Source organism: Flavobacterium sp. GCM10023249, from assembly GCF_042653365.1.
Classification (GTDB): Bacteria; Bacteroidota; Bacteroidia; order Flavobacteriales; family Flavobacteriaceae; genus Flavobacterium.
In genome coordinates this window covers 736,844-761,001 of record NZ_JBHSHZ010000006.1, presented here as the reverse complement: position 1 = coordinate 761,001, position 24,158 = coordinate 736,844, and the positions used below count along the sequence as shown (strand labels likewise).

The 24,158-nt window shown below is 35.9% G+C and carries 20 protein-coding genes; 3 read left to right on the top strand and 17 right to left on the bottom strand.

What is annotated here, in order from left to right; all coding sequences use genetic code 11:
• Positions 1-2 precede the first annotated feature (2 nt).
• From ACFO7M_RS04920 to ACFO7M_RS04870, 11 genes are all read right to left on the bottom strand, one after another.
• The gene (locus ACFO7M_RS04920; protein ID WP_379734348.1) at positions 3-3,032 is read right to left on the bottom strand and encodes a hypothetical protein; all 3,030 of its coding nucleotides are present in this window, start codon (positions 3,030-3,032) and stop codon (positions 3-5) included.
• Between the two features lie 6 nt (positions 3,033-3,038).
• Complete coding sequence (locus ACFO7M_RS04915) at positions 3,039-6,362, bottom strand: baseplate J/gp47 family protein (RefSeq protein WP_379734346.1); 3,324 nt, start codon at positions 6,360-6,362, stop codon at positions 3,039-3,041.
• A gap of 75 nt (positions 6,363-6,437) precedes the next feature.
• Positions 6,438-6,854 (bottom strand): GPW/gp25 family protein, encoded by a 417-nt coding sequence (locus ACFO7M_RS04910; RefSeq protein ID WP_379717506.1) that lies wholly within the window; start codon positions 6,852-6,854, stop codon positions 6,438-6,440.
• A gap of 13 nt (positions 6,855-6,867) precedes the next feature.
• Positions 6,868-7,158 carry a PAAR domain-containing protein gene (locus ACFO7M_RS04905; protein WP_379717508.1) on the bottom strand — a complete coding sequence of 97 codons (291 nt, stop codon included), beginning with the start codon at positions 7,156-7,158 and terminating at the stop codon, positions 6,868-6,870.
• Positions 7,159-8,841, bottom strand: coding sequence for a phage baseplate assembly protein V (locus ACFO7M_RS04900; RefSeq protein WP_379717510.1), 1,683 nt, complete (start codon positions 8,839-8,841; stop codon positions 7,159-7,161).
• A 5-nt stretch (positions 8,842-8,846) separates the two neighbouring features.
• Positions 8,847-9,617, bottom strand: a complete 771-nt coding sequence (locus ACFO7M_RS04895) for a hypothetical protein (protein WP_379717512.1) — start codon at positions 9,615-9,617, stop codon at positions 8,847-8,849.
• Positions 9,614-9,787, bottom strand: coding sequence for a DUF5908 family protein (locus ACFO7M_RS04890; protein ID WP_379717514.1), 174 nt, complete (start codon positions 9,785-9,787; stop codon positions 9,614-9,616). The genes ACFO7M_RS04895 and ACFO7M_RS04890 overlap by 4 nt, the downstream gene beginning before the upstream one ends.
• A 12-nt stretch (positions 9,788-9,799) precedes the next feature.
• On the bottom strand, positions 9,800-10,258 hold the full coding sequence (locus ACFO7M_RS04885; protein ID WP_379734345.1) for a phage tail protein: 459 nt from the start codon (positions 10,256-10,258) through the stop codon (positions 9,800-9,802).
• A 5-nt stretch (positions 10,259-10,263) separates the two neighbouring features.
• Entirely contained in the window at positions 10,264-10,695 is a 432-nt protein-coding gene (locus ACFO7M_RS04880; RefSeq protein ID WP_379717518.1) for a phage tail protein, read from the bottom strand.
• 38 nt (positions 10,696-10,733) lie between these two features.
• Positions 10,734-12,650, bottom strand: a complete 1,917-nt coding sequence (locus ACFO7M_RS04875; protein ID WP_379717520.1) for a phage tail sheath C-terminal domain-containing protein — start codon at positions 12,648-12,650, stop codon at positions 10,734-10,736.
• 38 nt (positions 12,651-12,688) lie between these two features.
• Entirely contained in the window at positions 12,689-13,348 is a 660-nt protein-coding gene (locus tag ACFO7M_RS04870) for a Pvc16 family protein (RefSeq protein WP_379734344.1), read from the bottom strand.
• Positions 13,349-13,646: 298 nt separating this feature from the next.
• Between ACFO7M_RS04870 and ACFO7M_RS04865 the strand changes: the two genes are divergently transcribed.
• Positions 13,647-14,150, top strand: a complete 504-nt coding sequence (locus tag ACFO7M_RS04865; protein WP_379734342.1) for a nuclear transport factor 2 family protein — start codon at positions 13,647-13,649, stop codon at positions 14,148-14,150.
• 47 nt (positions 14,151-14,197) lie between these two features.
• Here ACFO7M_RS04865 and ACFO7M_RS04860 read toward each other — a convergent pair whose 3' ends face one another.
• On the bottom strand, positions 14,198-14,452 hold the full coding sequence (locus tag ACFO7M_RS04860) for a hypothetical protein (RefSeq protein WP_379734340.1): 255 nt from the start codon (positions 14,450-14,452) through the stop codon (positions 14,198-14,200).
• 314 nt (positions 14,453-14,766) lie between these two features.
• On the bottom strand, positions 14,767-15,720 hold the full coding sequence (locus ACFO7M_RS04855; protein ID WP_379717526.1) for an L-threonine 3-dehydrogenase: 954 nt from the start codon (positions 15,718-15,720) through the stop codon (positions 14,767-14,769).
• 132 nt (positions 15,721-15,852) lie between these two features.
• Between ACFO7M_RS04855 and ACFO7M_RS04850 the strand changes: the two genes are divergently transcribed.
• Both ACFO7M_RS04850 and mfd read left to right on the top strand, forming a co-directional pair.
• Positions 15,853-16,476 carry a hypothetical protein gene (locus ACFO7M_RS04850; RefSeq protein ID WP_379734338.1) on the top strand — a complete coding sequence of 208 codons (624 nt, stop codon included), beginning with the start codon at positions 15,853-15,855 and terminating at the stop codon, positions 16,474-16,476.
• Positions 16,477-16,527: 51 nt separating this feature from the next.
• Positions 16,528-19,836, top strand: a complete 3,309-nt coding sequence (mfd, locus tag ACFO7M_RS04845) for a transcription-repair coupling factor (RefSeq protein ID WP_379734503.1) — start codon at positions 16,528-16,530, stop codon at positions 19,834-19,836.
• Here mfd and ACFO7M_RS04840 read toward each other — a convergent pair.
• The 4 genes from ACFO7M_RS04840 to ACFO7M_RS04825 all read right to left on the bottom strand — a co-directional run bounded on the left by ACFO7M_RS04840 (position 19,833) and on the right by ACFO7M_RS04825 (position 24,025).
• Positions 19,833-21,791, bottom strand: coding sequence for a M48 family metallopeptidase (locus ACFO7M_RS04840; protein ID WP_379717530.1), 1,959 nt, complete (start codon positions 21,789-21,791; stop codon positions 19,833-19,835). The genes mfd and ACFO7M_RS04840 overlap by 4 nt on opposite strands.
• A 168-nt stretch (positions 21,792-21,959) precedes the next feature.
• Positions 21,960-22,622: an aspartate kinase gene (locus tag ACFO7M_RS04835; protein ID WP_379717532.1), complete on the bottom strand. Its 663-nt coding sequence runs from the start codon at positions 22,620-22,622 to the stop codon at positions 21,960-21,962.
• Positions 22,623-22,694: 72 nt separating this feature from the next.
• Positions 22,695-23,054: a YraN family protein gene (locus ACFO7M_RS04830; RefSeq protein WP_379734337.1), complete on the bottom strand. Its 360-nt coding sequence runs from the start codon at positions 23,052-23,054 to the stop codon at positions 22,695-22,697.
• The gene (locus ACFO7M_RS04825) at positions 23,054-24,025 is read right to left on the bottom strand and encodes a S66 peptidase family protein (RefSeq protein WP_379734335.1); all 972 of its coding nucleotides are present in this window, start codon (positions 24,023-24,025) and stop codon (positions 23,054-23,056) included. The genes ACFO7M_RS04830 and ACFO7M_RS04825 overlap by 1 nt, the downstream gene beginning before the upstream one ends.
• Positions 24,026-24,158 lie beyond the last annotated feature (133 nt).

Below are 24,158 nucleotides of genomic sequence, written 5' to 3'. Positions count from 1 at the left end.
TTTTATAAAGTTCCTAATGATGTATTTCCTAGAATGATTGGGTTTTTGGTTTCACTGATTTGGCAATCGTATAAATTACCTTCTGGATAAATGGTATTAAGCTCCTTCAAAGCCACTACCAATTCGTTTAATGTTTTATTGTATTGTACTTGGTCGTTTTTAGTGAGTGTATTTTCACAGAATTTCAATCGGTAATGACGGTATTCCTCGAGCCATTTTTTATAGGTTTTCTGAAATCCTAACATATCACTGGCATTAACCCAGCAGATTTTCAATAAGGCATGAGCCGGTGCTTCTTGCCGGAAAGTTTTTTCGGCATATTTTCTAAAAATCAAGCTCTTGAAGCGTGATAAATACCCTGGCAAAACAAGTGTAGCTTTAAAAGAGTAAGGATCATTTTTGGCTTCATCATCACAGTCGTCATTCAGACAAACTGTTAACAGGTCATTGTCAGTAAATGTAGAATTATTGAAAGGACGCAATAAAATATGTTCTAAGCAGTAGAAATTTTCATAATATAAATTGAGTACTTTCATCATTTTTTCCAGAAAATCATACGCTAATTCCGCCGTATCAAATTTCTTTTCAAAGCGAGCAGTTTTAAGGGTATCATTCATCAAATACAAATAATATTTACCCCCATAACTGTCTATTTTATACAAATTTTGATCTAAGAAATGTAGTTGTGCCCATTCCCATTTTGCTACCAAATCCACTGCAGGGGAAACAATTTTAAAAAGATAATCTCCTGTTGGTGTTTCTACGGTCCATTGTGTCTGAGGGCCTTCTTCGGTCACAATATCGCGCAATGGAATCTCTCCAATACCCAATAGTCTGGCGACTCTTTTTTCATATCCGCTTCGATGTTCAGTATTCCAGAACGGAGCAAAATCCAATACTCCCGTTATTGTGTTCAAAGAAGCATTCAAATAATCCATACCTAAACCACGATTGCTACTGATGATTGGATATTCATTAATAAAATTTTGTTTATCGAGAATCAAATCAGCGTTATCAAAAGAAAGTGACCCCATACCTGATGTATCCTGTGCAACCTGATACATCATAAAAACATAATCGCTAAAACTTTCTCCAAAACGCGCTATCAAGTGATCCAATGATCTGTTACGACGGTCGTAAAAGTCACTTTTGGTCTCATACAATGACACTTCATTGTCTAGCAACTCCCCTTTTAACAATGCATCTTTTAGTGATGGTTTGAAAAGCGATTTCGAATAAAACTCTTCATCTGTCCAATGATTCTTATCAAGAAAGGTTGGGAAATAAGTCTGTTCCAAAGTAGTGGTATCTAAAAGCCATTTGGCATTGTACAACTGATTAAAAAAATCGGCCAAAAGTTGTTCGTAGAAATACAAATACCCTTTCAATTGCTTCGCCTGAGCCTTACGAAGGGGCGTTTCTTTCTCTGAAACTTCATTTTTACCCAATCCATATACCGCTGGGAAATCATCCTGAATACTGTAATATTTTTGGAGTTCAAAATGCTCACCGTTTTCTATGGTGAAATCATTTTGAGTATTTCGTAACTTCTTTTGTTGAAATTGTGCTTTGTAGAACATTACTTTTTGCTCTACCAACATTTGCTGGTTTTCGGTTAGCAAAAAAGGAATGTTTTTTTGAAAAAGTAACAGTTTAGATTGTGTGATACTAAAAACTGGTTTTACTTCTCCCGAAAGTTCCAAAACCCAGCTCTGATTCATAGCTCCCGGGATAGGCTTTCCTAAGTTAGTGTAGGCTGTCATCATTAGGTTTTTAACTGAATGAACCCCATCCACATCCATCAGAATAGCAATAATGTCTGAAGCATAAATTTCTTGTGCTAATTGTGCTTTTTCAATTTCTTCATCTTTTAGGAAACCATGTTCCAATCTAGGCCCAAGAAAAATATCTTCCGAATGCCAACCCTCATTTACCAGTTGAGTAAGCGTATAAAAGTTGATTTTCGGGCTGATTACATTATCAATCGCTATTTGTATTTTACTCATTACCTCAACGGCATCGGATCCTGGTTCCAGTTCGATATCGGCACAAACCCCAATTTGAACTTTTTCGATAATCTCCGTACACAAATAATCTTCAGTAAGATTTCTGTTTTGCTGTAATTTGAGCGCAATCGTTGAAACTATTTTTTGAATTTTTGTTTTTTTCTGATCAAAAAGAGAAATCACTTCGCACACGTGTGCTTCAGTACTAAAATACTGTACTATAAGATCGGCTTCCGAGGCATCTTCAGGGAAAATTCTAAAGTGTAATGAATCCGATGGTTTAGTATATCGGTTCACAATCAACATAACAATATCCTGTACTTTCTTCACACTATCTATAGTAATTTTAGAAGGTGTGTTCATTTTTTTAAACAATTGGGCATCGGGATGATTCCAAGTTGTGAATTGAGGAATGATTTTAAAATTCACCCATCGGTTATTTTTCCAGAAAGCATGTTCCAGCAATAACGTATTCAAATCGCCTAATATAGGATCTTCGTCCAATTCAATTTTCACCTTTCCAAGTCCTCTTAGAGCCAGTTTCGGAAGTGGATTATTTTTTTTGTCTTTACTCTTCAAACTTAATTTGTCTTCAAGTTTGTTGAGATACAAGCTCGCTTCAGCATCATTTGGCAAGTTATAGCCTTGGCCATCTTTTATTTTCTTTGTCGCCAATAGCCAGGCATTAGAAACTCCCTCTATATCGATTAGCATTTTACGATAATCCATAACCGTTAATGGAGCATTGATAAAAATGGTTGCCGGTGAGAAAAAAGTATTATTCCGAATGACTCCGTCTTTGTGGGTCAAAATGTCTTTAATGTCGAAATCTGCGCGATACCCCAATTCAGTAATGGCATAACACAAAACGTCCATAATGGTTATTCCTGGGTCATGTGCATTGTAATCGGTCCAAAATTGCTGCCCCAATTGTTCGATAAATTGTAAACCGGCCTTATACAGGTATTGAAAGTCCTGTGATGGGAGCAGCTGTCTGTCTTTTGGTATAAAAAATTCTGTTTCCATGACCTGTTATTTTATTTCCTTTATTTGATGCGTTTCTGTTGGAATGAAAAGTGTAAAATCCGTTTGCGGTGTAATTTTATTCAAGTTCTGAATCGGGCTTCCTACAATCTGATAGTTTTCATCCAAAATGTATTGAGTAACTTTAAAATCGGTTATATAATCAACAAAAGGCTGATTATCTAAGAGTTGAATAATAGCAGAAAATTCAATACTCCCGGCGAAATTGACATCCACAGTATCATACGCCCATGGACTCAGATACTGATTAATGATTTCCATTAATTGCTGCAGATACAATCGGGTATCCATCCCTTCTTGCTCTCTGAATTTTACTTTAAAATTAACCTTAACCATTTCTGATTTCGGAGGTTTTACATTGATTCGAGCATGTGGAGAACTGATTTGCTTTAAGTATTCTTTAATGGCCATCATCTTTGAAAGACTCAATAAAGGTTTCCAGTTAATATTTTCTGTTGGTGATGTTTTGGCAATGGGAATCAATGTTACATACCCCGCTGCCACATTGGATATTTTAGTATCATATCGGTAATGATTCAAGGTTTTTATTCTGGCTACTTCCGGAAATTGCTGCAAGACAATACGCTCATAATCCCAAGTAGTAATGGCTCTTTTTTTATGTCGTAATCGTTCACTTGTACGAGTATACAAAGACGAATCCTCTTCTTTAACCCTTCCTCCAAAAGAAGCGTAGGGTTGTAGAATTTTTTTTACTCCACCAATAGATTTATAGGACTTACTAATGGTTTCTTTAGGTGTCGTTTCTAGAAATTCTATGCCGGTATGCTCATAATCTGTTAATACTGCCTTTAACGCCTGAACATGAACGCCCAGCCATTTACACGTTGCCTGAACATTAGAAACTGTAATGCGCATCCAAAAAACATTAGGTGACAATTCTGTATTGTTGGAACTGTTAAATTCAGGAATGCTTACTGCCACCAACCCAGATTGTGTAAGCGAACGTGTTTCATCACCAATTGCATTGGATTCAAAATCGGTCCAGCCATTGTTAGACAAATAATGCCATGTGATAGTAGCCGGCTGAAGTTGTGGATTGGCGGTACCTTCTTCCAGTTGTAATAAGAAAGTAAGTCCGTCATTGGGTTGTACTTTATCAAATCCCAAATAAATATAGCCTTCCTGAGAAGAAATTGTCGAAAAGGTAATAGCTCCTTTTGTTTTTTTGGCATACCCAAAAGGTAACACTTGAAACAATTCTACCGTATTATTCGCTCCATTGGCTTTGGTTGCTAGATTAATTGTCTCAGAAACCGAATAATTGAAAGTGAATTCTTTTATTCTTGGCTTGTAGGGAAAAGTTGCATCATGACCTTCATCTGCGCTTGCTGCAATATAATTTTGAATGTATTTCTCTCCTTCGTAATCAACACCATCGAGTTCAATTCTGATTTTACCACTTGATGTAATTTCTTCGGTTATGATTTCATCAAAGTGAAATTCTTCGATTGGATATTCATTGGTAATTGACCGTAAACCTTCCGAATAGCTTTTCCATTGACCGTTATCCAATTGAAATACATTCACTTTATTGAGCATCCAATCGTTTCCTGTCAGCCATTTGATTTTGGTCACATTCTTAGTAATCTCATCGAATTCATCCTGAATTTCCATCATCTCAGCATCGATGTCAAATCCTAGAAAATCGTCATTTTGTTTTTTAGCGCTTTTCGCTTTTTGGATATCCTCTACAGCTTGAATTTTATCCGCCCCATCGTTGACAACAATGTATTCATAACCACTGAAATCAGTTGGTATACCCAGATTAGCCACGGCTTTATTCTTCATGAAAAATTCATTGGAAGACAACATAAAACCACTCCCATTTTTTGGAAATTCGCTAAAAGGATAAAACGGTTTCTCAAAATCAATCCCGCCAAAATCAGATTCAAGCACAAAGGATTTGAATTGGTTTACCTCCACTTTGATGAAGATATTTTTAACCGAATTGATGACATTTTTATTTTTTGGTATAACTTTCAAAACCGGGAAGTCTGTTTTTACCAAAATTTCCGGATGCAATTCTGCATTGTAAGGCACAATTGCTTTCTCTTTTGCTGGAATTGTTAATTTTATGAGTGTATTGGCCGCATTATTTGTTTCCTTAACATTTTGCTTCTCTAGAACTTCAATTACTTTCTTCTCACCCGTTAGGTAAAAATCAAAATCAGTAGCATTGAAATTTTTATCATTAAAACGTAAAAAAATACTTCTTTCTCCACTTTGCAGAAATAAAAGCGGACTCGCAATTAGGATACCTTCTTTGAATACTTCTTTTTCTGAGTTAAAACAATCAAAGCTTTTTCCTTGTCCGTTTAATGGCAATAAATTAGCTACTTTATAAAATAAATCTCCATTTCGATGGTAGCTGCAAAATGATTTCAGCTTAATGCCATTAACCGTTTGATCTGCTGTAGAAGCAAAAAACTTCTTTTGCCCCATACTGTTTTTTCCTGCCAAGAAAATGGTGTCTTTAGGCACTAAAAAAGGTTTGGTATCAAAGGGTTCCAATACAATATGAACATAATCTGGTGTTGCTCGTTGGTTTTCTGTTTTAAGGACATCTTTATAATAAAAATCCAGATGTTTTTTTGTGAGTTCATTAAAATGGTTTGAAGCAACCTTTAATAATTTAACGAAAGCAAGGAACAATGCATAATGTGGTGTATGTTTCGTGTATCCGTTCAACTGAAATTCGATGGCATTGTTGGAAAAATTTTTCCAGGACAATAATAATCCGAATAATTGTTGTACACTCTTGATGAACACGTAATTTTGGAGTAAAGCCGGAATATCGTCAGCATTTGTGATCAAATTGGATACTGTATCAAATTGATTACTGATAGCATACGAAGAAGCCATCAAATTTTCCTTTTCGGGAATTTCGTTGTCTAGTATGGCTGCGCGATCCAGCAAATCTTCGAAATCGGTTTTGATTTGAGTGAAGTATTTTTGCAGTAATGTTTGTTGAATTAAAAAATCAGTATTGAGAAGAATTTCATTCTTTTTTACTTCAAAAAGGCGTTGCTGCACTTCAATATTCCAACCGGCAATATAGATAAGTATCGCTGTGGATTCTTTGCTAAAAAAAGCACTCCAATCACTTTCTTCAATATCAAATTCGTTATAAAAAGACACATACTTCGAAAGACGTTGTATAAACAAAATAAAGTCTTCTTCCTTTCTCTCATCGATCAGAAAAAAATCTGTTTGAAGTTCGGGGCGCACTCGATCCAATTGAGTTGTTCCCATTCCTTCGTGTATAGATAATATGGTGTTACAGTTTTTCATTTTCGATTATTGTTTCTTCTGTAAAATCTTATTTTAAAAATCATCTTTTGTCGCTTGATTTTACCTAGTTTATTGCTAAAGCGGTTTCACAAATGTTCCCTCTTCCAGATAGTAAGGGAATACAAAATTCTTTCTAGAATTTGTTGCTCTAATTTTATATACAACCTCAATCTTGATGAGTCCGTTATTTACATCTTCCATATAAAATTCTACTTCAAGCAAATCTATTCTTGGCTCATACTGAAGAATTGCATTTTTCACTATTCCTTTAATTTTCGTCAAAAGTGTGACGGTTATACTTTCATACAACATAGCACTTAAATCGCAACCAAAATCCGATCGCATTACCCTTTCTTTCAACTGTGTGCAGAGCAAAATGTGTAGGCTCTGGTAAATATCTTCTTCATCCGAAACCGTTTGTACTGTACCCGATTGGTTACTAAATGTTGGAGGAAACCCCCAACCTGTTCCTAAAAATGATTTGTTTTTCATGTTACTATTTTATTTATCCGCCAATGATAACTGTTGGACAACCCGCCACCACTACACCTCCGTGAGCTGTTGAATCTCCCATTCGAACGGCAGGTTTACCACCAATCATAACACTTGAAGAACCTGCGACCAAAGAATCTGTTGGTCCGGTACACACACAACTATCCCCAACAACTGATGCTGTTACTCCTCCGATTATAACTGTAGTATTGCCACCGGGTAATAAAGGTCCGCCTACATGAGGCACAGTGCCATTTACCATTGGACAAGTGTGCATATCTGTTGCTCTTGCTGCTGCTCCCATTTAGTTGATATTAATAATTGATCCTTTTAATTCCATTGTACCACTAGCATTTGCTGATATTTGAGCTCCTTCGATTTTGATATTACTTTTGGCTTTCAAATTCAAATCCTTACAACTTTCTATTGTAATTCCCTGATCGTTCATAGTGATTTTATTTTTATTTTCATCCTCCAGTACAAACCCTTTAAGGTCATCACTGATGGTTAATATGTTTCCTTTTTTAGTACTAATTTCAATGCTCTTTTTTTCGTCATCCATGATAATTTTTGTACCTTCTTTGGTTACAAAACCACTGAGATAATTTTCTTCGGTGATGGGAAAAGGCATTGCACGAGTACTGCTGTAAAGACTACCAAGAATTACTGGTGTATCTGGATTATTTCCTAAACAACCTACAATTACTTCATCATCGATATTGGGAATAAAATAACTTCCCATTTCATTTGCTGCATTCAGGGTTGCCAACCTAGCCCAAACCCCTTCTCCATTTTCTGACAAAAGTGGAATTCGGACTTTAATCCTGAACTGATTATTGGGATCCTCCACAATTTGAGTCACAATACCAATCAATAATCCGTTGATAGTATTGGATTGCCCCACCTGTGCATGAGCGTTATTGATTCCTGTAGTTGTATTCTCGGTAAATGATCGTTCACTCTCTAAACCGTAGGTATAAACCGTTTTCCAACAGCCATTGGTGATAAGATGTTCCTCAGTACTGATAAGCAATGTTTCCTTGTCAATTTCTGGATTCACTTTACTAAATCCGATATAGTCTCCAGCTTTAGCTTCTAGATTTCCAAATGTGGTTACCGTCCCGGTTATTGAAGCAATTTTACTTTTGGCAATAATTGTATCCGCTATCCTTTGCAAGGTTTCCGGTTGCAGATTGGTTTGATCGATTCGTACTGTATGTGGATTCTCCGTTGCATCTTGTTCTGATGTCACTGTATTTACCGTTTGATTTTCAATATCCCAATGTTGAATAGTTACCATGGAACGTCTTCTCTCAGGATCTACTCTTCCGGTAAACCCAAAAACATTGATTCCGTTTTCAGCCATATAAGTAGCAGAGGTTTCTGGATTTACAATGTCAATTCCGGTGAATTCTGCATTACGTAAGGACACTAGCATTCCTATAGAATCGAGAAAACCAATCAAATAATCCCACGGAACTGCGTTATTATTTTGTGTGATATGCTCTTCACTCCAGCTTTGTCCTGAGAGATTGTCGCTCAATTGCAAACCATTAGTAAAAGCCGTGAGTCTTTCCCCGAAAGTTTGATTGTTGTTTTCGGCTTCCGTAGATGATTGTGACAGCCGTAAAGCAATGTCTTTGCATTCTATTTTGGCTACCACATTACAATTTTCATGCTCAAGATCTAATGATTTGATGACTCCTTTAAATAGCGTTTTCATTTCATTTCCTGCTGCCACCTTAACTTCAATTTCTATGGGTGCCGATCCTTGAGGTCTGTTCAAAGATTGTAAAGGCGAATCACCTCCTTCTTTAAAATCTTCTTCAGAGCAAGTGAAGGTAAATTTTGCAAAGGGAATTTTATTCAATTCGAAATGTACTTTCCCTTCGGTTAATAAATTATCCAAACCCTTATTCTCTCCATTAATAAGGAACTCCAGTTTGAGCAATGTCTCAGAAGGATAAAAAGGTTGTACGTTTGGCATGATTATTATTTAATTGGTGGGAATTTTAATTTTTGCCCTAATTGAAGCTGTCTGAAACTCAACAATTTATTGTTCTGAGCCACATCGATATAGTAATTATTGTTTTGATAGATATCTTCAGACAACAGTGTAAGTTTATCATTCATTTTTATCACTCTTTGATGTGTTAAATCCGGTGAGTTTTTATTTTCTTTGGCAACCATAAGTTTATAGTCGATAGTTCCTTTGAAAACACACTTGACTTTAGCGCGAATTGGTCGTCCATCTTTACGGAATAGCGTATATTCAATCTCCATACTTTTCAAACGGCATGTAAGACTATAGCCACCCCAAAGCAATTTTAAAAAAGCAGTCTGATGCGTTTCACCGTCGTAGCCCATTAATAAATTTTTAAACTCCTCGACTTCTTTTTCAACGGTTTCTACCTCAGCAAAGGGATTAACAATAGCCGGTTTAAGTGCATTTGCAATATCTCCGAGTGCATCTAGTAAACCTTCCTCTCCTTTTCCGTCTTTAATCTTTCCAGGAGGAACGATACCCGAGCTATCGAAAAAAAACTCAAAATTGACTTCTTCCCCTTCGATGCGGTTAAATCGTAGATCGCTTCCTGAAGTTCCCATGGCTTGCCCTTCGCAAAACTCCACATTGTGTCTCATGGAATATTTTTCCGGATTGAGTTGCACAAAAATGGTTTTCTTTGGAGGTTCTATATAATCCTTGGTTGGAAAGACCTCAATGCGCATTTTATCTATTATGCCTAATAATCCACTTATCATCTTTCTGTTCTTTCTTTAATTTTTTCCAAAACCTTCCGAGTACATTCATTCACAATTTCAGCTTTCATTTCCTGAAGTTTCGTTGGACTTATTTTGTCTGTAATGAATGAATTTTCTCCTGGTTCAGTAACAGTTACTTTGATTCGCAACTCTTTAATTTCTATTGCCATTTGTCATTTTTTTTAGAAACTTGGAACAGGTATTTCCTTAAAAAAGTTGTACCGTAGTGTAATGGTTTCAATCACAATTTTGTTTTCCTCAGCATTAAAATCGCTAAACTCGTAACTTAAAGGAATGGCATGCGAAACATACCATACTTTAATAGGATTTCCATTTTCGTTAAGTAATGAAACTACGAGGTTGGCGGGATAAAAAACAAAATCCTCCAATGCTTGAGTACACCACATCGACAATCCTGACATGTCAGAAGTCAATCCTCTTTTCAAGACTAAATCTTGGTATCCCGAACGAAGGGGAAAACTGTGTTTGAAACGGTTTTGCCCCCCTTCGGTATAGGATTCTGTTTCCATAGTTACTTTCAATCCGGTAACACTTTGGAACTTGGTATCAATCGAAAATTGTGGAACCAATTCAAAAATCACCGAAAAATGAAAACCAACTATAGGATCACTGCTAGACATAGTGCTTATGATTTATATTCAACAGTGAAACCATGATTCGCAATTTCTACAGTATCAATGGCTGCCTCATTGGCATCCGATTTCAAATCGGTACATTTCAAGGAAACAATGAAACAGTCGTTGACTGTCCAAACTACTCTTGGTTTTTGGTTTTCGTCCAACAATGAAATGATGATTGTTCTTTTTTCAACAGTGTTAAGTGCAACAGTGTTGTACCATTCAAAAAATTCGTTATCACCCACGAACACTCCTCTTTTCAGAGTAATGTTGCTTAATTTTTGCATACCTGGCATTTTCTTCTTAAAGAATTCAGGGCTTGACCCTACACGGTGTTCAATGACATCCATTTCTTTATTCAAGCCTGAAACTTCTGTAAAGGCTATTTTACTGCCACCCCAAGTCACGCTAAAATGAAACTTTGGTAGTGGAAAATCCATATTTGGCATATCTCTATCTTTTAAAAATTAATAACTGACTATGATCTTTGTTGCATTTGTTTGAATTCCAATATGATGAACTCAGCTGGTCTTGAAGGAGCATAACCGATTTTCACAATCATTCTACCTTCCAGAATGTCCTGAGCCGACATCGTTTCATTCAATCCTACCGACACAAAAAAGGCATGTTCGGGTTTACGTCCAGCCAAAGCACCATCGTTCCATAAAGTGGTCAGATAATTATCTATCATCCCTTTCACACTTACCCATGTTTGAGCAACATTCGGTTCGAATACAAATTGCATACATGCTTTTTTAACCGATTCTTCAATCATATTGGCTAATCTTCTAACGTTCACGTAACGCCAATCGTTACTGTTACCTGCCAAGGTTCTTCCGCCCCAAACTAGGAAGCCTTTCCCAGTAAATTTTCGGATAGCATTGATAGATTTTCCAGTTTCATGAATATTCATATCTTCCTGACTAGCATCATTAATATCATCGGTCAACCCTATAATACTATTGATACTAACATTTGCAGGCGATTTCCATACCCCTCTGGTTGCATCTGTTTTAGCATAGATCCCGGCGATGGCACCAGATGGAGGAACAGTATTCATAGAAACTGAAAGCTTGGCAACGATATCTGCAAATAATGGCATATTGGCTACCAGAGTACTTTCTTGTTGTTGAATATAATTTTCAATCGAAGTCATGGCATTGTTCATACCATTCAGAATAGATGTTCTTAACTTATCTAATGCCGATTGTATTTTGTTTAGATCGGCAATTAAAGGAGTCGATGTTTCCAAAACGCCGGTGTATGGATTAGTACCCGAAACTGTTAAAGGACCCCATATAGCTTCAAAATCAGCTACAACAATAGTTGCTGCAATTTGTTTTCCAGCAACAAAAACAGCGTTCGTTCCCGGATCTTTTAACGTATTATAAATCGCTTTAAAATCAATTAGACTTTGAAGATAAGGGCGTAGTGAAGTAGCAATTACATTTTCAACATACGTTTTTAAATCTGCATCAGTTACCGTTGAAGTCTTACCCAATTTTGCCAATAAGTTGACAAGCTTTGCGAAATAAGCATTGGTATTTGAAAAATCGTTTGCAATTACAACCTTATCTTTGTTTACTTGAAAAGCTGCTTCATTCCAAAGAAACACAATCCCTTTGGTTGCTGTTGGTTTATAGACTAAATCGTATTGTGTTTTGAACTTCGTGATTAATGGTAGAACAACAGCATCAGATGCATAAATACTTGCAAAATTAACTTGAGCGTCAATTGTGCTGAATCTGAATTTATAAGTCGAGTTGATATTTAAAAACGGATAATAGGCTGCTCCATACTTTAGGTTCATATTACCAATTTTGTCTCTAAAACTTTCACTACTTGCTATCAAATTTGTTTTATTAACAGCAGTTACCGGTTTTACATCAAAAATTGAAAATCTGTCCATAAGATCGCTGCATTGCATCAACATTTGTTGTTGTAGTGCTGCAAGATTATCAGCGGATAAATTGACTGCATCTGGGGCCAACAATAAAGTAGGCTCATCAAAATTTCTCAAAAGATCCAACCCATCAACAAACTCAGTAGCTGCTGAAAAAGTTGGGTTATCTGTAAACTTACCCAACGAAACAATGTAACATACCCCTCCACCATTCAAATAAAACAAAAGGAGACTGTTGTATAATTTAAATTTACTTTCTGCAACGTCATACGTTTCTGTACCTATGTTTATCGTTACATTGTCAGGGCTAGGCGCACCTCCGAAAATTTGCTCAAATTCCATAAAGGAAGTGATACGAGTAGGAACCAAAGGTCCTTTCTCGGTATAACCTATAAAAGCGGGTACTGCTGTTGCAACCTGTGCAACGGAAGGAGGAAAAGCATCAATCTCATTGATATAGACCCCCGGTGTTTTTAGAGAACTTACATTCATGACTGTTTAATTTATTGTTTGTATTGTTATTTTATTGGTTACTTATCAAATTCGCCTGATTCTAATAGGCCTACGTGATCGTTCTGATTATTTTCCCACAAATCGACCTTCACTTTCTTGATGACTTTTTCCTGAATAGTTGGTGACTGTTGGATCATGCACAAGCGCATTTTGTATAGCATGGAAGGCATATACTTCGATCCTAGACACGACCACATTTGGTTGAGCTGCTCTGTGGTTAAACTCACCGATTCCATAGTAATTTTTTGGTATTGTTCTTTTTGCAATTCGGTTTTGGTTAAATAAGTATCATAATCAATCATCTCGGTATCATCTATCTTATAGTAGAATGAATTGTTTTGTTGGAAATAACTGATTACATTTTTTAGCTTATCAATACCATCGAGGTACTTTGCCATGTCTTTATTATATGAAGCAAACAGCACCGAAATAATTAAATGCTGGGTAGGTTGTTTGTATCGGCTAATATTCGTTTGATCGTTTGTATCTCTTAAGTAGACCGATTGATTTTTGAGCGTTTTGTCTTCTTCGATATTTACGATTGACAAAACGATGACCGATTTTGATAACAGAAAATCATCCCCGTCATTTAAAGTGGCAATATTGGTGATTTCAACTACTGTTTGACCGGGATCAACAAGCTTGCTGAGTTGTTCTATAACGACTTTTAAATTCATCTCTTTTTATTTTAAATGAGATGTTTAGGGTAAGAAAAGGGGGCTTCCAAAATACTCATTATCAGCATTATATAAAAATGCTGTATGTATTGTATTACAAAGTAACTAAAACAAATTCAATCTGTATTACGGGAAAACCGCACTTTTTGAAGGGTGTTTTTCCTGATTTTTTTGGCGTGTTTTTCCATCTGTTTTTGAATAAATGGGTAAGTAACAATTGATTAACTGAAACATCTATCTAAAAGCCTAAATCTTCTTAATTTTTTTAAGTACTTTAGTACCGTCAATTTCAATTTTTATGAGAAAAATATTCTTTGCTTTCGTATTCCTTTCTACATTGGTTCAGGCACAAACTAAAGAGAAAACTAACATCAGTTTACTATTAGACAATTGGCATAAAGCTGCGGCGGAAGGTAAATTTGACACTTACTTTAATTACCTAGCTGAAGAATCTATTTTCATTGGAACAGATGCCACCGAAAACTGGAACAAAAAACAGTTTATGGATTTCGCCAAACCCTATTTTGATAGAGGAAAAGCCTGGAATTTCACGGCTATTGAAAGAAATATCTATTTTGACAAATCAGGAAAAATGGCTTGGTTTGACGAATTATTAAATACACAGATGAAAATCTGCCGTGGCAGCGGTGTACTAATGAAAGTAGGAAAAGAATGGAAGATAAAGCATTATGTTTTATCGATGACCGTTCCGAATGATAACACCAATGAGGTGATTAAAGTCAAAGCTGCTTTAGAAGATCCGTTGATTGAAAAATTAAAAGCAAATTACAAACCGAATTAATACCGATGGAAAACAACAATCAACCGCAACCCAAGAACAAGTTACTGTTACAAATTATCATTTTTGTGGTTACTTTTCTGGTTGCCTTTTTTGGCACCAAATTCTTTTTGGGAAAATAAAACAAGGAACGCTAAGGCGTTCCTTTTTAATTCCAGACCATCATATCTCATTACAAAATGGTTAGGCTGGATTGTGTTGCGTTGGAATGTGGAAATCGTTTGAGGTTGAAGTATTTCAATTGCGTGTCTAAGAAGTAGAATAGCCCAATGGACCATAAGTCCTACTACACTTATACAGTACATATACTATACTTATATAACACTTATATAGCACTTTACTATGGATGAACTATGGATGAACTATTGGGAAGCCCTTATTTTACTAGGTGCCATACCGTACTAAGAGTAACCCGAAAGTGCAATTTACTCACCAAAAGTGGCAAAAAACGGCAAAAAGTGACAAAAACGGCCATGCAACTGTGGAATGGCCTGAAAATTGTGGTATGCCGGCGTTTCCAAAATAAAATCGCTGTGAGTATAGCGACTATGAGCCCCAGTTTATTTCTTTCAGAAGTGCAACTTCATAAAAAAAGGAACGCTTCAACGTTCCCTTTTTATTATTTATAAATGTTCTCTTTCAGTTTTGTGATCATTTCGACCGTCATGTTATCCATGTTGAAATCATTCTTCCAACCCCAATCTTCCCTTGCTCTTGAGTCATCAATACTAGCTGGCCAACTGTCAGCAATCTTCTGACGAAAATCAGGTGCATAATCAATGGTGAACTCTGGGAAATGTTTTTTGATTTCTTCTGCGATTTCTTTCGGTGTGAAACTCATGGCCGATAAATTATACGACGAACGGATTTTAATCTGCTCTGCCGGTGCCTGCATGATGCCGATCGTTGCTTTGATCGCATCATCCATATACATCATTGGCAAAGCCGAATTTTCAGATAAAAATGAAGTAAACTTCCCTTCGGTAATCGCTTTATGATAAATATCTACAGCATAATCGGTTGTCCCGCCACCTGGAGGTGTACTCCAACTGATTAATCCTGGATAACGGATGCTTCTCACATCAACACCATATTGCACGTGGTAGTATTCACACCATCTTTCACCGGTTTGTTTACTGATTCCATAAACAGTAGATGGCTCCATAACGGTATATTGTGGGGTATTATCCCTTGGTGTTGTTGGTCCAAAAACAGCAATACTTGAAGGCCAATAAACCTTTTTTATTTTTCCGGCTTTCGCCAAATTTAAAACATGGAAAAGGGAATTCATATTCAAATCCCAAGCAAATGCAGGGTTTTTCTCGGCGGTAGCCGAAAGCAATGCTGCCATTAAATAGACATCGGTAATTTGATATTTCTCTACCAAATGTTCAATCTGATTGTAATCCAGCGCATTGACTACTTCAAAAATACCATCATTAACTACGTCGATATTTAATTTTCTGATATCAGAAGCAATTACATTTTCGTTCCCGTAAGTTTCTCTTAATTTTTGAGTAAGTTCAGTACCTATTTGACCGCAGGCACCTATAATTAAAATTTTAGTATCCATTTTAAGAAAAGTTGTGTTACAAAGATACAGTTTTCGTTATTTCTAACTCTATTAACTCTTAAGAACTTTAACACTTATAGTTATCCAAAAAACAAAAACCTTACATTTGCTATTACATTTTTATCCAAAGCTATGAAATCATTTTTAGTAGTTCTATCGAGCTTAATTTTTGTTGTATTTTCGTGTAAAGACGATAGCGAACAGCATGAAATTGAAATCACAAGAGCCAAAAAAGAAAAAGAATTAGTCTTCAATAACATCAATAAGGCATGGAATTTTAATCGAAGAAAATTAACTCCGGCCTCACAATCCATTGCATCCAACTGGAATGAATGGCGTTTGTTTACTGATGAATTGTACCAAAAACCGAAAGGAACCATTGGTGCATTCAAACGTAAGACAACCAGTTTAGTCTCTAAAACAGAAGTGCTTCAAACCACTATTCCGGAAAAGCTCAATAAAAGACAAACCAAAAGTCGCCTCGCAACTTTAATCACTAAAGTCAAAGCATTGCATATGTTCATTAATCTGGACCGAATCCCGGAAAAAAAAGTATTGCAATTGGTGCGTGACTTAAATCTCGAAGTCAATGCTTTTCAAGACCAAATTGAAGAAACGGTGAGAAGAAGCCAAATCCAACTGGAAGAAGGAGAAGCCGAAATGATCCAACGTGCAGGCGGAACTGTAGTGAAGCCTTCTGCGCCGGTACAACCTGCTTTGGACGAAGAAATAGAATCATTTGAAGAAATAAAATAAAAACCGTTGAGTACCGATTACATCAAGCAGCTGATTGCAGAACAATCTAAAATTACTTCCATTGCCGATGCTATTACCGGTGATGCCAAATTGCACATCAAAGGATTATTAGGTTCTTCCTTATCTTTTGTCGTCGAGAGTCTGTTCCGGAAAAAGGAAAATTCGTTTCTTTTACTTTGTAATGAGAAAGAAGAAGCTGCTTATATACTCAACGATTTGGAAGAATTAGTAGGTGAAGAAGACGTACTTTTTTATCCTAGTTCTTATCGAAGACCTTATCAGATTGAAGAAACAGACAATGCCAATGTATTGTTGCGTTCCGAGGTATTAAACCGTATTAATTCAAGAAAAAAACCGGTTATTATTGTTTCATATCCGGAGGCTTTGTTCGAAAAGGTAGTCACCAAAAAAGAGCTTGAAAAAAACACCTTAAAAATTGCGGTTGGCGACAATCTTTCCATCGATTTCATCAACGAAGTATTATTCGAATACCATTTCAAACGGGTCGATTTTATTACTGAGCCCGGTGAATTTTCAGTACGAGGCGGGATATTAGATGTATTTTCCTTCTCCAATGACAATCCATACCGAATTGAGTTTTTCGGCAACGAAGTCGATAGTATACGAACTTTCGATGTGGCTACACAATTATCGGTAGAAAAGAAAAATAAGATTACGATCATTCCGAATTTTGAAAATAAATTATTGGAAGAAAAAAGAGAAAGTTTCTTAGACTATATCCATCCAAGAACCACTCTTTTTATTCAGAATACCGATTTGCTTGGGGCGAATCTGGACAAATTATTTGGCAAAGCCGAAGAGAGTTTCGAGAAATTATCAAAAGAAATCAAGCACGCTTCGCCCGAAGAATTATTTTTGAATCAGAAAGCCTTTCTTAAACAAGCCTTGCAATTTTCGGTAGTGGAGCTGAGTACAAAACCTACTTTCAAGATTCAGGAAAGTTTTGAGTTTTATACCAAACCACAACCTTCATTCAATAAACAATTCGATTTGTTGATGGAGAATTTGAAGGAAAACAGGCAAAACGGCATCAGAAACTATTTGTTTTGTGCTAACGAGCAACAGGCGAAACGTTTCCATGACATTTTTGAATCCATGGACGAGCAAAACCATGAGCATTTTGTCAAAGATTACGAAACTATTGTTCTGCCCTTATATCAAGGTTTTATTGATGAAGAAAATAAAATTGCTTGTTATACTGATCATCAGATTTTTGAACGTTACCATAAATTCTCCATCAAAAACGGCTATTCCAAAAAGCAGAATATCACTTTAAAAGAATTGAATGCTTTGTCAGTGGGTGATTATGTAACACACATTGACCACGGTATTGGAAAGTTTGGTGGATTGCAAAAAATACAAGTAGAAGGTAAAACCCAAGAAGCGATTAAACTGGTGTATGCTGACAATGATATTGTGTATGTGAGTATTCATTCCCTGCACAAGATTTCGAAATACAACGGAAAAGACGGAGCACCGCCCAAAATTTACAAATTAGGTTCCGGTGCTTGGAAAGCGTTAAAACAAAAAACCAAAGCCCGTGTCAAACATATTGCTTTCAATTTGATTCAATTGTACGCGAAACGAAGACTTGACAAGGGATTTGCTTTTGCGCCCGACAGTTATTTACAACTTGAATTGGAAAGTTCCTTCCTATATGAAGACACACCAGATCAGCTAAAAGCCACTCAGGAAGTGAAAGCTGATATGGAAAATGAACGTCCAATGGATCGCTTGGTATGTGGTGACGTAGGTTTCGGAAAAACTGAGGTGGCCATTCGTGCGGCATTCAAAGCCGTAGATAACAGCAAGCAGGTAGCCGTTCTGGTTCCAACCACTATTTTAGCTTATCAGCATTACCGAACCTTTAAAGAACGATTGAAAGATTTACCGGTCAATGTGAATTATCTGAACCGATTCCGTTCGGCCAAACAAAAAACAGAAATCCTGAAAGATTTGGAATCCGGAAAACTGGATATAGTTATTGGCACACATCAATTGGTGAATAAAAATGTACAATTCAAAGATTTAGGATTATTGATTGTTGATGAAGAACAGAAGTTTGGAGTCAACGTGAAAGACAAATTGAAAACCATCGCAACCAATGTCGACACACTGACATTGACAGCCACTCCAATACCGAGAACCTTACAGTTTTCATTGATGGCAGCCAGGGATTTATCTGTAATTACCACTCCTCCGCCTAATCGTTATCCTATCGAAACACAAGTGGTTGGTTTTAACGAAGAAATTATCCGTGATGCCATTTCGTTCGAAATTGAACGCGGCGGTCAGGTTTTCTTCATCAATAACCGTATTGAAAATATCAAAGAAATTGCCGGAATGATACAGCGTTTGGTTCCTAATGCCAAAGTGGGAATAGGTCACGGACAAATGGATGGCAAAAAACTAGAAGAAGTCATGCTCTCTTTCATGGAAGGTGATTTTGATGTATTAATTGCAACCACCATTATTGAAAGTGGATTGGATGTACCGAATGCTAATACTATTTTCATCAACAATGCCAATAATTTCGGTTTATCTGACTTGCATCAAATGCGCGGTCGTGTGGGAAGAAGCAACAAAAAAGCGTTTTGTTATTTTATTACGCCACCGTATTCGGCGATGACCGATGAAGCCCGAAAACGTATTCAGGCATTGGAGCAATTCAGTGAATTGGGTAGTGGTTTCAATATTGCGATGAAAGATTTGGAAATTCGTGGAGCGGGAGATTTATTGGGTGGTGAACAAAGTGGTTTTATCAACGAAATTGGTTTCGAAACCTATCAGAAAATCATGCAGGAAGCCATCGAAGAATTGAAAGAAAACGAATTCAAAGATTTGTATCCCGAAGAAAGCGATGTGGAAACCAAAGAATATGTCAAAGACTTACAAATTGATACCGACTTCGAATTGTTATTCCCGGACGAATACATCAACAGTGTTACCGAGCGTTTGAGTTTGTATAACGATTTGGCCATCATCAAAACCGAAGAAAAATTACAGGAATACCAACAACAACTAGAAGACCGTTTCGGGAAACTACCTAAGCAAGCCTTGGCTTTATTGGATAGCTTACGCATCAAATGGAAAGCCACTCACATTGGAGTGGAAAGGGTCATTTTGAAGCAAGGCAAAATGGTGTGTTATTTTATAGGCGATCAACAAAGTACGTATTACCAATCGGCGCGTTTTCATAAAGTATTGCAGTTTGTACAGCAAAACAGCAACCTGTGCAAGATGAAAGAAAAAGAGACCAAAAATGGTCTCCGTTTATTGTTGACATTCGAAAATGTAAAATCGATTAAGAAAGGCTTGGAATTGATGGAAATGGTTTAGGTTTCAAGTAAAACGAGATCATTGTTGAATTTAAGAACCTCATCCAAGTTCTTATTTTCAATACGATTAGAATTTACAATTCCGTTTTCAATTGCAAACATAATCCTATCTAATCCTCCATTTTCAAATATATTACCTGTTTCTTTCTTAATTAATCCACCATCAATAAAGGCATCTTTTAATTCTTGAACAGAGTCGATATTTGAAATCATTACAAAACTATTTTCATCAATATTATTGATTTCATCATTAATCTTCAGGCAAAAATGAATAATATCTTCAGAAAGGGAAGTCACCTCAGAAGGTGTTACATCTGATTTAGCTTGAAGTATGTTTATCTCGGTTATGATTTGATTTTTAACTTCAATAAGTTTTTTGTAGACATTTATTATTTTACTATGCTGAGTAAGTAATTTTTTATATTCATTATCCTTATTGTACTTTTTGGCCAATCGATAATGTGACTTTATGAACTTTTCATCCCATTCTTTAAAAGTAGTTGTGAATAATTCTTCTCTGTCATTAAACATCATATTATACGCTTCAATAATATTTTTTTTATTGTAGTGAGTATTTTTATATTCTAGAGATTTAATTTTGGTTTCGTCATTGGAAATTTGAATAGCTAGATTCATTTTTTCTTCAATGTTAACGACAGGTTCCATTAAAACTGTTAATTCTTCTTTTAAAAGTTCAACCCTTTTCTTGAAATCCCCTTCAAAAATATCATTTTGTTCCAACGAATTTAATTCAGGCAAATTGATAAAACGAAATTGAAATGTATTTTGATATTCATTTACGAGATTCAAATTTCTTGACTCCAATTCGATAAAATTCTCAAATTCATTGTGATTGACAAAAACTTCTGGCTGAAGCCCAAAATACTTGTCATAAATGAATTTTGTCATTTCCTTTTGTATTTCTTCTTCTTTTGAAAATAAAATCCAAGGCGAGCGTTGATCTTCATCACATTCTACAAAAGGAGTTTTAGCACTCTTTTCTCGCTGATCATTAGGCGGGTGACTGGAATACATACTTACACTTGAATGCTCATCAGCATTGAAAAATTTTCTAACACCATTTTCTTCGACAGATAGATTCTCAAATTTTTCCTCTAAATGAGGTAGGTTTTTCTGTGCATAATTTAATTTATGATGATAAAGATTATCTGTAAATATCTCTTTTTTTGAAGCATAATAGGCGTTATTCAATATTGTCTCCCAGTAGGAAAAACCAAAATCAAGTTTCCATAAAGCTGATACAATTGCGAGGCTGCCTGCGCTTTTTACAGCTACTTTATCCGCATTGAACTCCATTTCCCTCGAAAGAGAGGAATGCATTAAATTCAGAAACATATAAAAAAGTTCGAGAGTTTTTCGAATGATCCAAATAATAGGTGTTATAACCCACGCTGCAGCAGAAAGCCTAAAATCGGAATTTCTCCATTGCTCAAGAATTTCATCCCATTTATCCCTGTCATAAATCATATCATAAATAATGGTATTTGCGCTATGTATATAACTGCCTATTTTCATGCTTCTTTGGGAAAAATGACCAAACTCATGAGCCATTACCGCTTTAAATTCGCTCAAATTCAATGAACTCACCAAACCAAGTCCAATAGTCAATTCTTTCCTTGTAGGTAATAGCAAACTTAACCATACATTAGTATATCTGACATAGGCGTTAACATCGGGGTCTATATAAATTGATTTAGGTTTGGGCGCACCTGTCTCTTTGCAAATCTGATGAATGAAATCGAATATAAGAGGGTTTTCTTCTTTTTTGAGTTTTATTCTGTTCTGCGGCTTTACATTTTTAAGCTTTACTATAAACTTTAATGTAAATAACAATAGCATTACTGATCCTGCAATTGAGCCCAATTTTACTAAAAGAGTGAATTTGTTGACATTTTCAATCTCATAAAAAAAAGCAAGCTTTACTAATTGTACCAAACCAAATAGCAAGGCAAGGTATAAAACGAAAAAAAGAATAATTGCGAGTATTGCCAAACCCGCCCTAAACATATAGGACTTAGATAAACTAGTCAGATTTTTAGGAACTAAAACCGGATTGGAAATTGTAATTATGTTCATCGGAATAAATAAAAATTGTATTGAATTTTACTTCGTCAATTTCAAGTCTTTAATTACTTTAAAAGCTTTATCTACCACATCTTCACTTACCAATACCGTAAATTCATTAGAAGTCGAAATTACTTCGTAGATAATAATACCTTCCCAAGCCAAACGTTGGAAAATAAAGTAATAAATCCCTGATGTAGTAGTATTTTCTTTGGGTAATTTTACTGTTACTGATGAAAGGTTTTCCAGTTTTTGCGTCAACTTTTCCCCTTTGAAATATTTGTCTACCAAATGCGCCAGGCTGTCACTTAACACGATATTAGTTTCATGAACTCCGCGAGAAGATGTAAAGAAAACATCCGGTAAGTCATTAATTTCGGCAATCAATTCGGATTGTTTTGCAAAAATGGTATCCGAGACTAAAAAAGTATAATCTGTTAAGGAAGAACGAACGGTGATTTCACCAATTCCTTTCAATACTTTGGTAACTTTATGATTCACTTGAAAATCCAAATCTTCGGAAAGACGTTTCAAAGCCATAATGACAGCTCCCTGCTTCACATCTTTTCCTAATTCCGCTTCCAATTCGTCAGAAATATTTCTGGCCAAAGAAGTCAAATTAATAATGCCTTGCGATAAGGCGTTCAGTAAGAAAGGCTTAGTCTTAATGTAGTTTTCTACAACAGAAGAAATCGTTTTCATTTCCAACTTGTTTTAAATTCTGTGCAAATTTACTAAATAAAACAATTTGTTACAAAAACAACAGAATATTTTTTAAAAGTGATAAAAGGCGTCTTCCAGGTGATCTATGTTAAAATTACCATTTTCTTTCACCACTGCTATGATGTCGAAACGAATTTCCAAGTCAAGACCACTTTGCTGCACGTACTCATCAATGGCTTTTACCAAGAGTTTGATTTTTTTCTTGTTGACAAAATCCTCGGGCGAACCAAATTCTACAGTAGAACGGGTTTTCACTTCCACTACGATAAGCCAATCTTGTTTTCGGGCAATAATATCAATTTCCGCCTTTTGGAAAACGAAATTCTGTTCTAAAATCTCATAGCCGTTTTCTCGAAGATAGGCAACTGCAGCTACTTCACCTTGTTTTCCTAAATCGTTATGATCCGCCATTATTTATATTCAAAAAAAACTTTAGTACATTCTGCATTCACATCCAATTCGATTTGAGAACCGAAAACCAATGCGCGGTTATCCTGAATATGGCCTGCAGGAAAATTATAAACGATAGGAATATTGTATTTCTTGGTAACGTCTTCGATAATCTGCAAAGCATCTTTACCCCAAGGAATGTCATTGTCTTTCATTTTTGTCATTCCACCCACCATGATTCCTTTAATGCTTTCCAAACAGCCATTGCGTTTTAAATTCATCATCATTCGGTCAATGTGGTACAGGTATTCATCCAAATCTTCAATGAATAAAATTTTATCATTGCAATCTATGGCAGAAGGAGAACCAAATAAACTGTATAAAATCGACAAATTCCCTCCGACTAATTCTCCTTTGGCTTTGCCTAATTTATTCATCGGATGAAACGGAATATCATATTCCAATCGTTCTTGACCAAACAAAGCGACCTTCATTGTTTCTTTTGCCTGTTTCGATGCTTTAGCAACGGTTACTGGCATGATACCGTGAATGGATTGATAACCCATCGTATTCAAATGACTGTGTAAAACAGTAACATCGCTAAAGCCGACAATCCATTTTGGATTTTGTTTGAACTTTGTAAAATCCAATAAATCCAACATACGAACCGTTCCATAACCCCCACGAACACACCAAATCATTTTAATATTAGGATTGTCCAACTGTTCTTGAAAATCTTTAGCACGTTGTTCATCGGTTCCTGCCAACTGATTCAAATCCAAACCAATTGTGCTCCCAACTTTTACTTCCAATCCCCAGCTTTTAAGCAAATCGATTGCCGGTTTTAAATTGTCATCAATATTTTTACGCGCTGTAGCTACAATGGCTACGGTATCGCCTTTTTTTAATAAAGGAGGTGTAATCATAGTTTTGGTTTGTCCCATTAAGGTGAATGAAAATACTAAAAGTAAAAATGTAAGTGCCTTTTTCATTTGAACTGCATCAGGTTTGACAAATATAAAAATTATAATACAATAGCCCTGATGGAAACGGCATCCTTTTTTTGCTTTGACCAATGGCAAAAAAAGATAGAGTGATCTCGTCCTAAAGACGGGAGAATAGCTT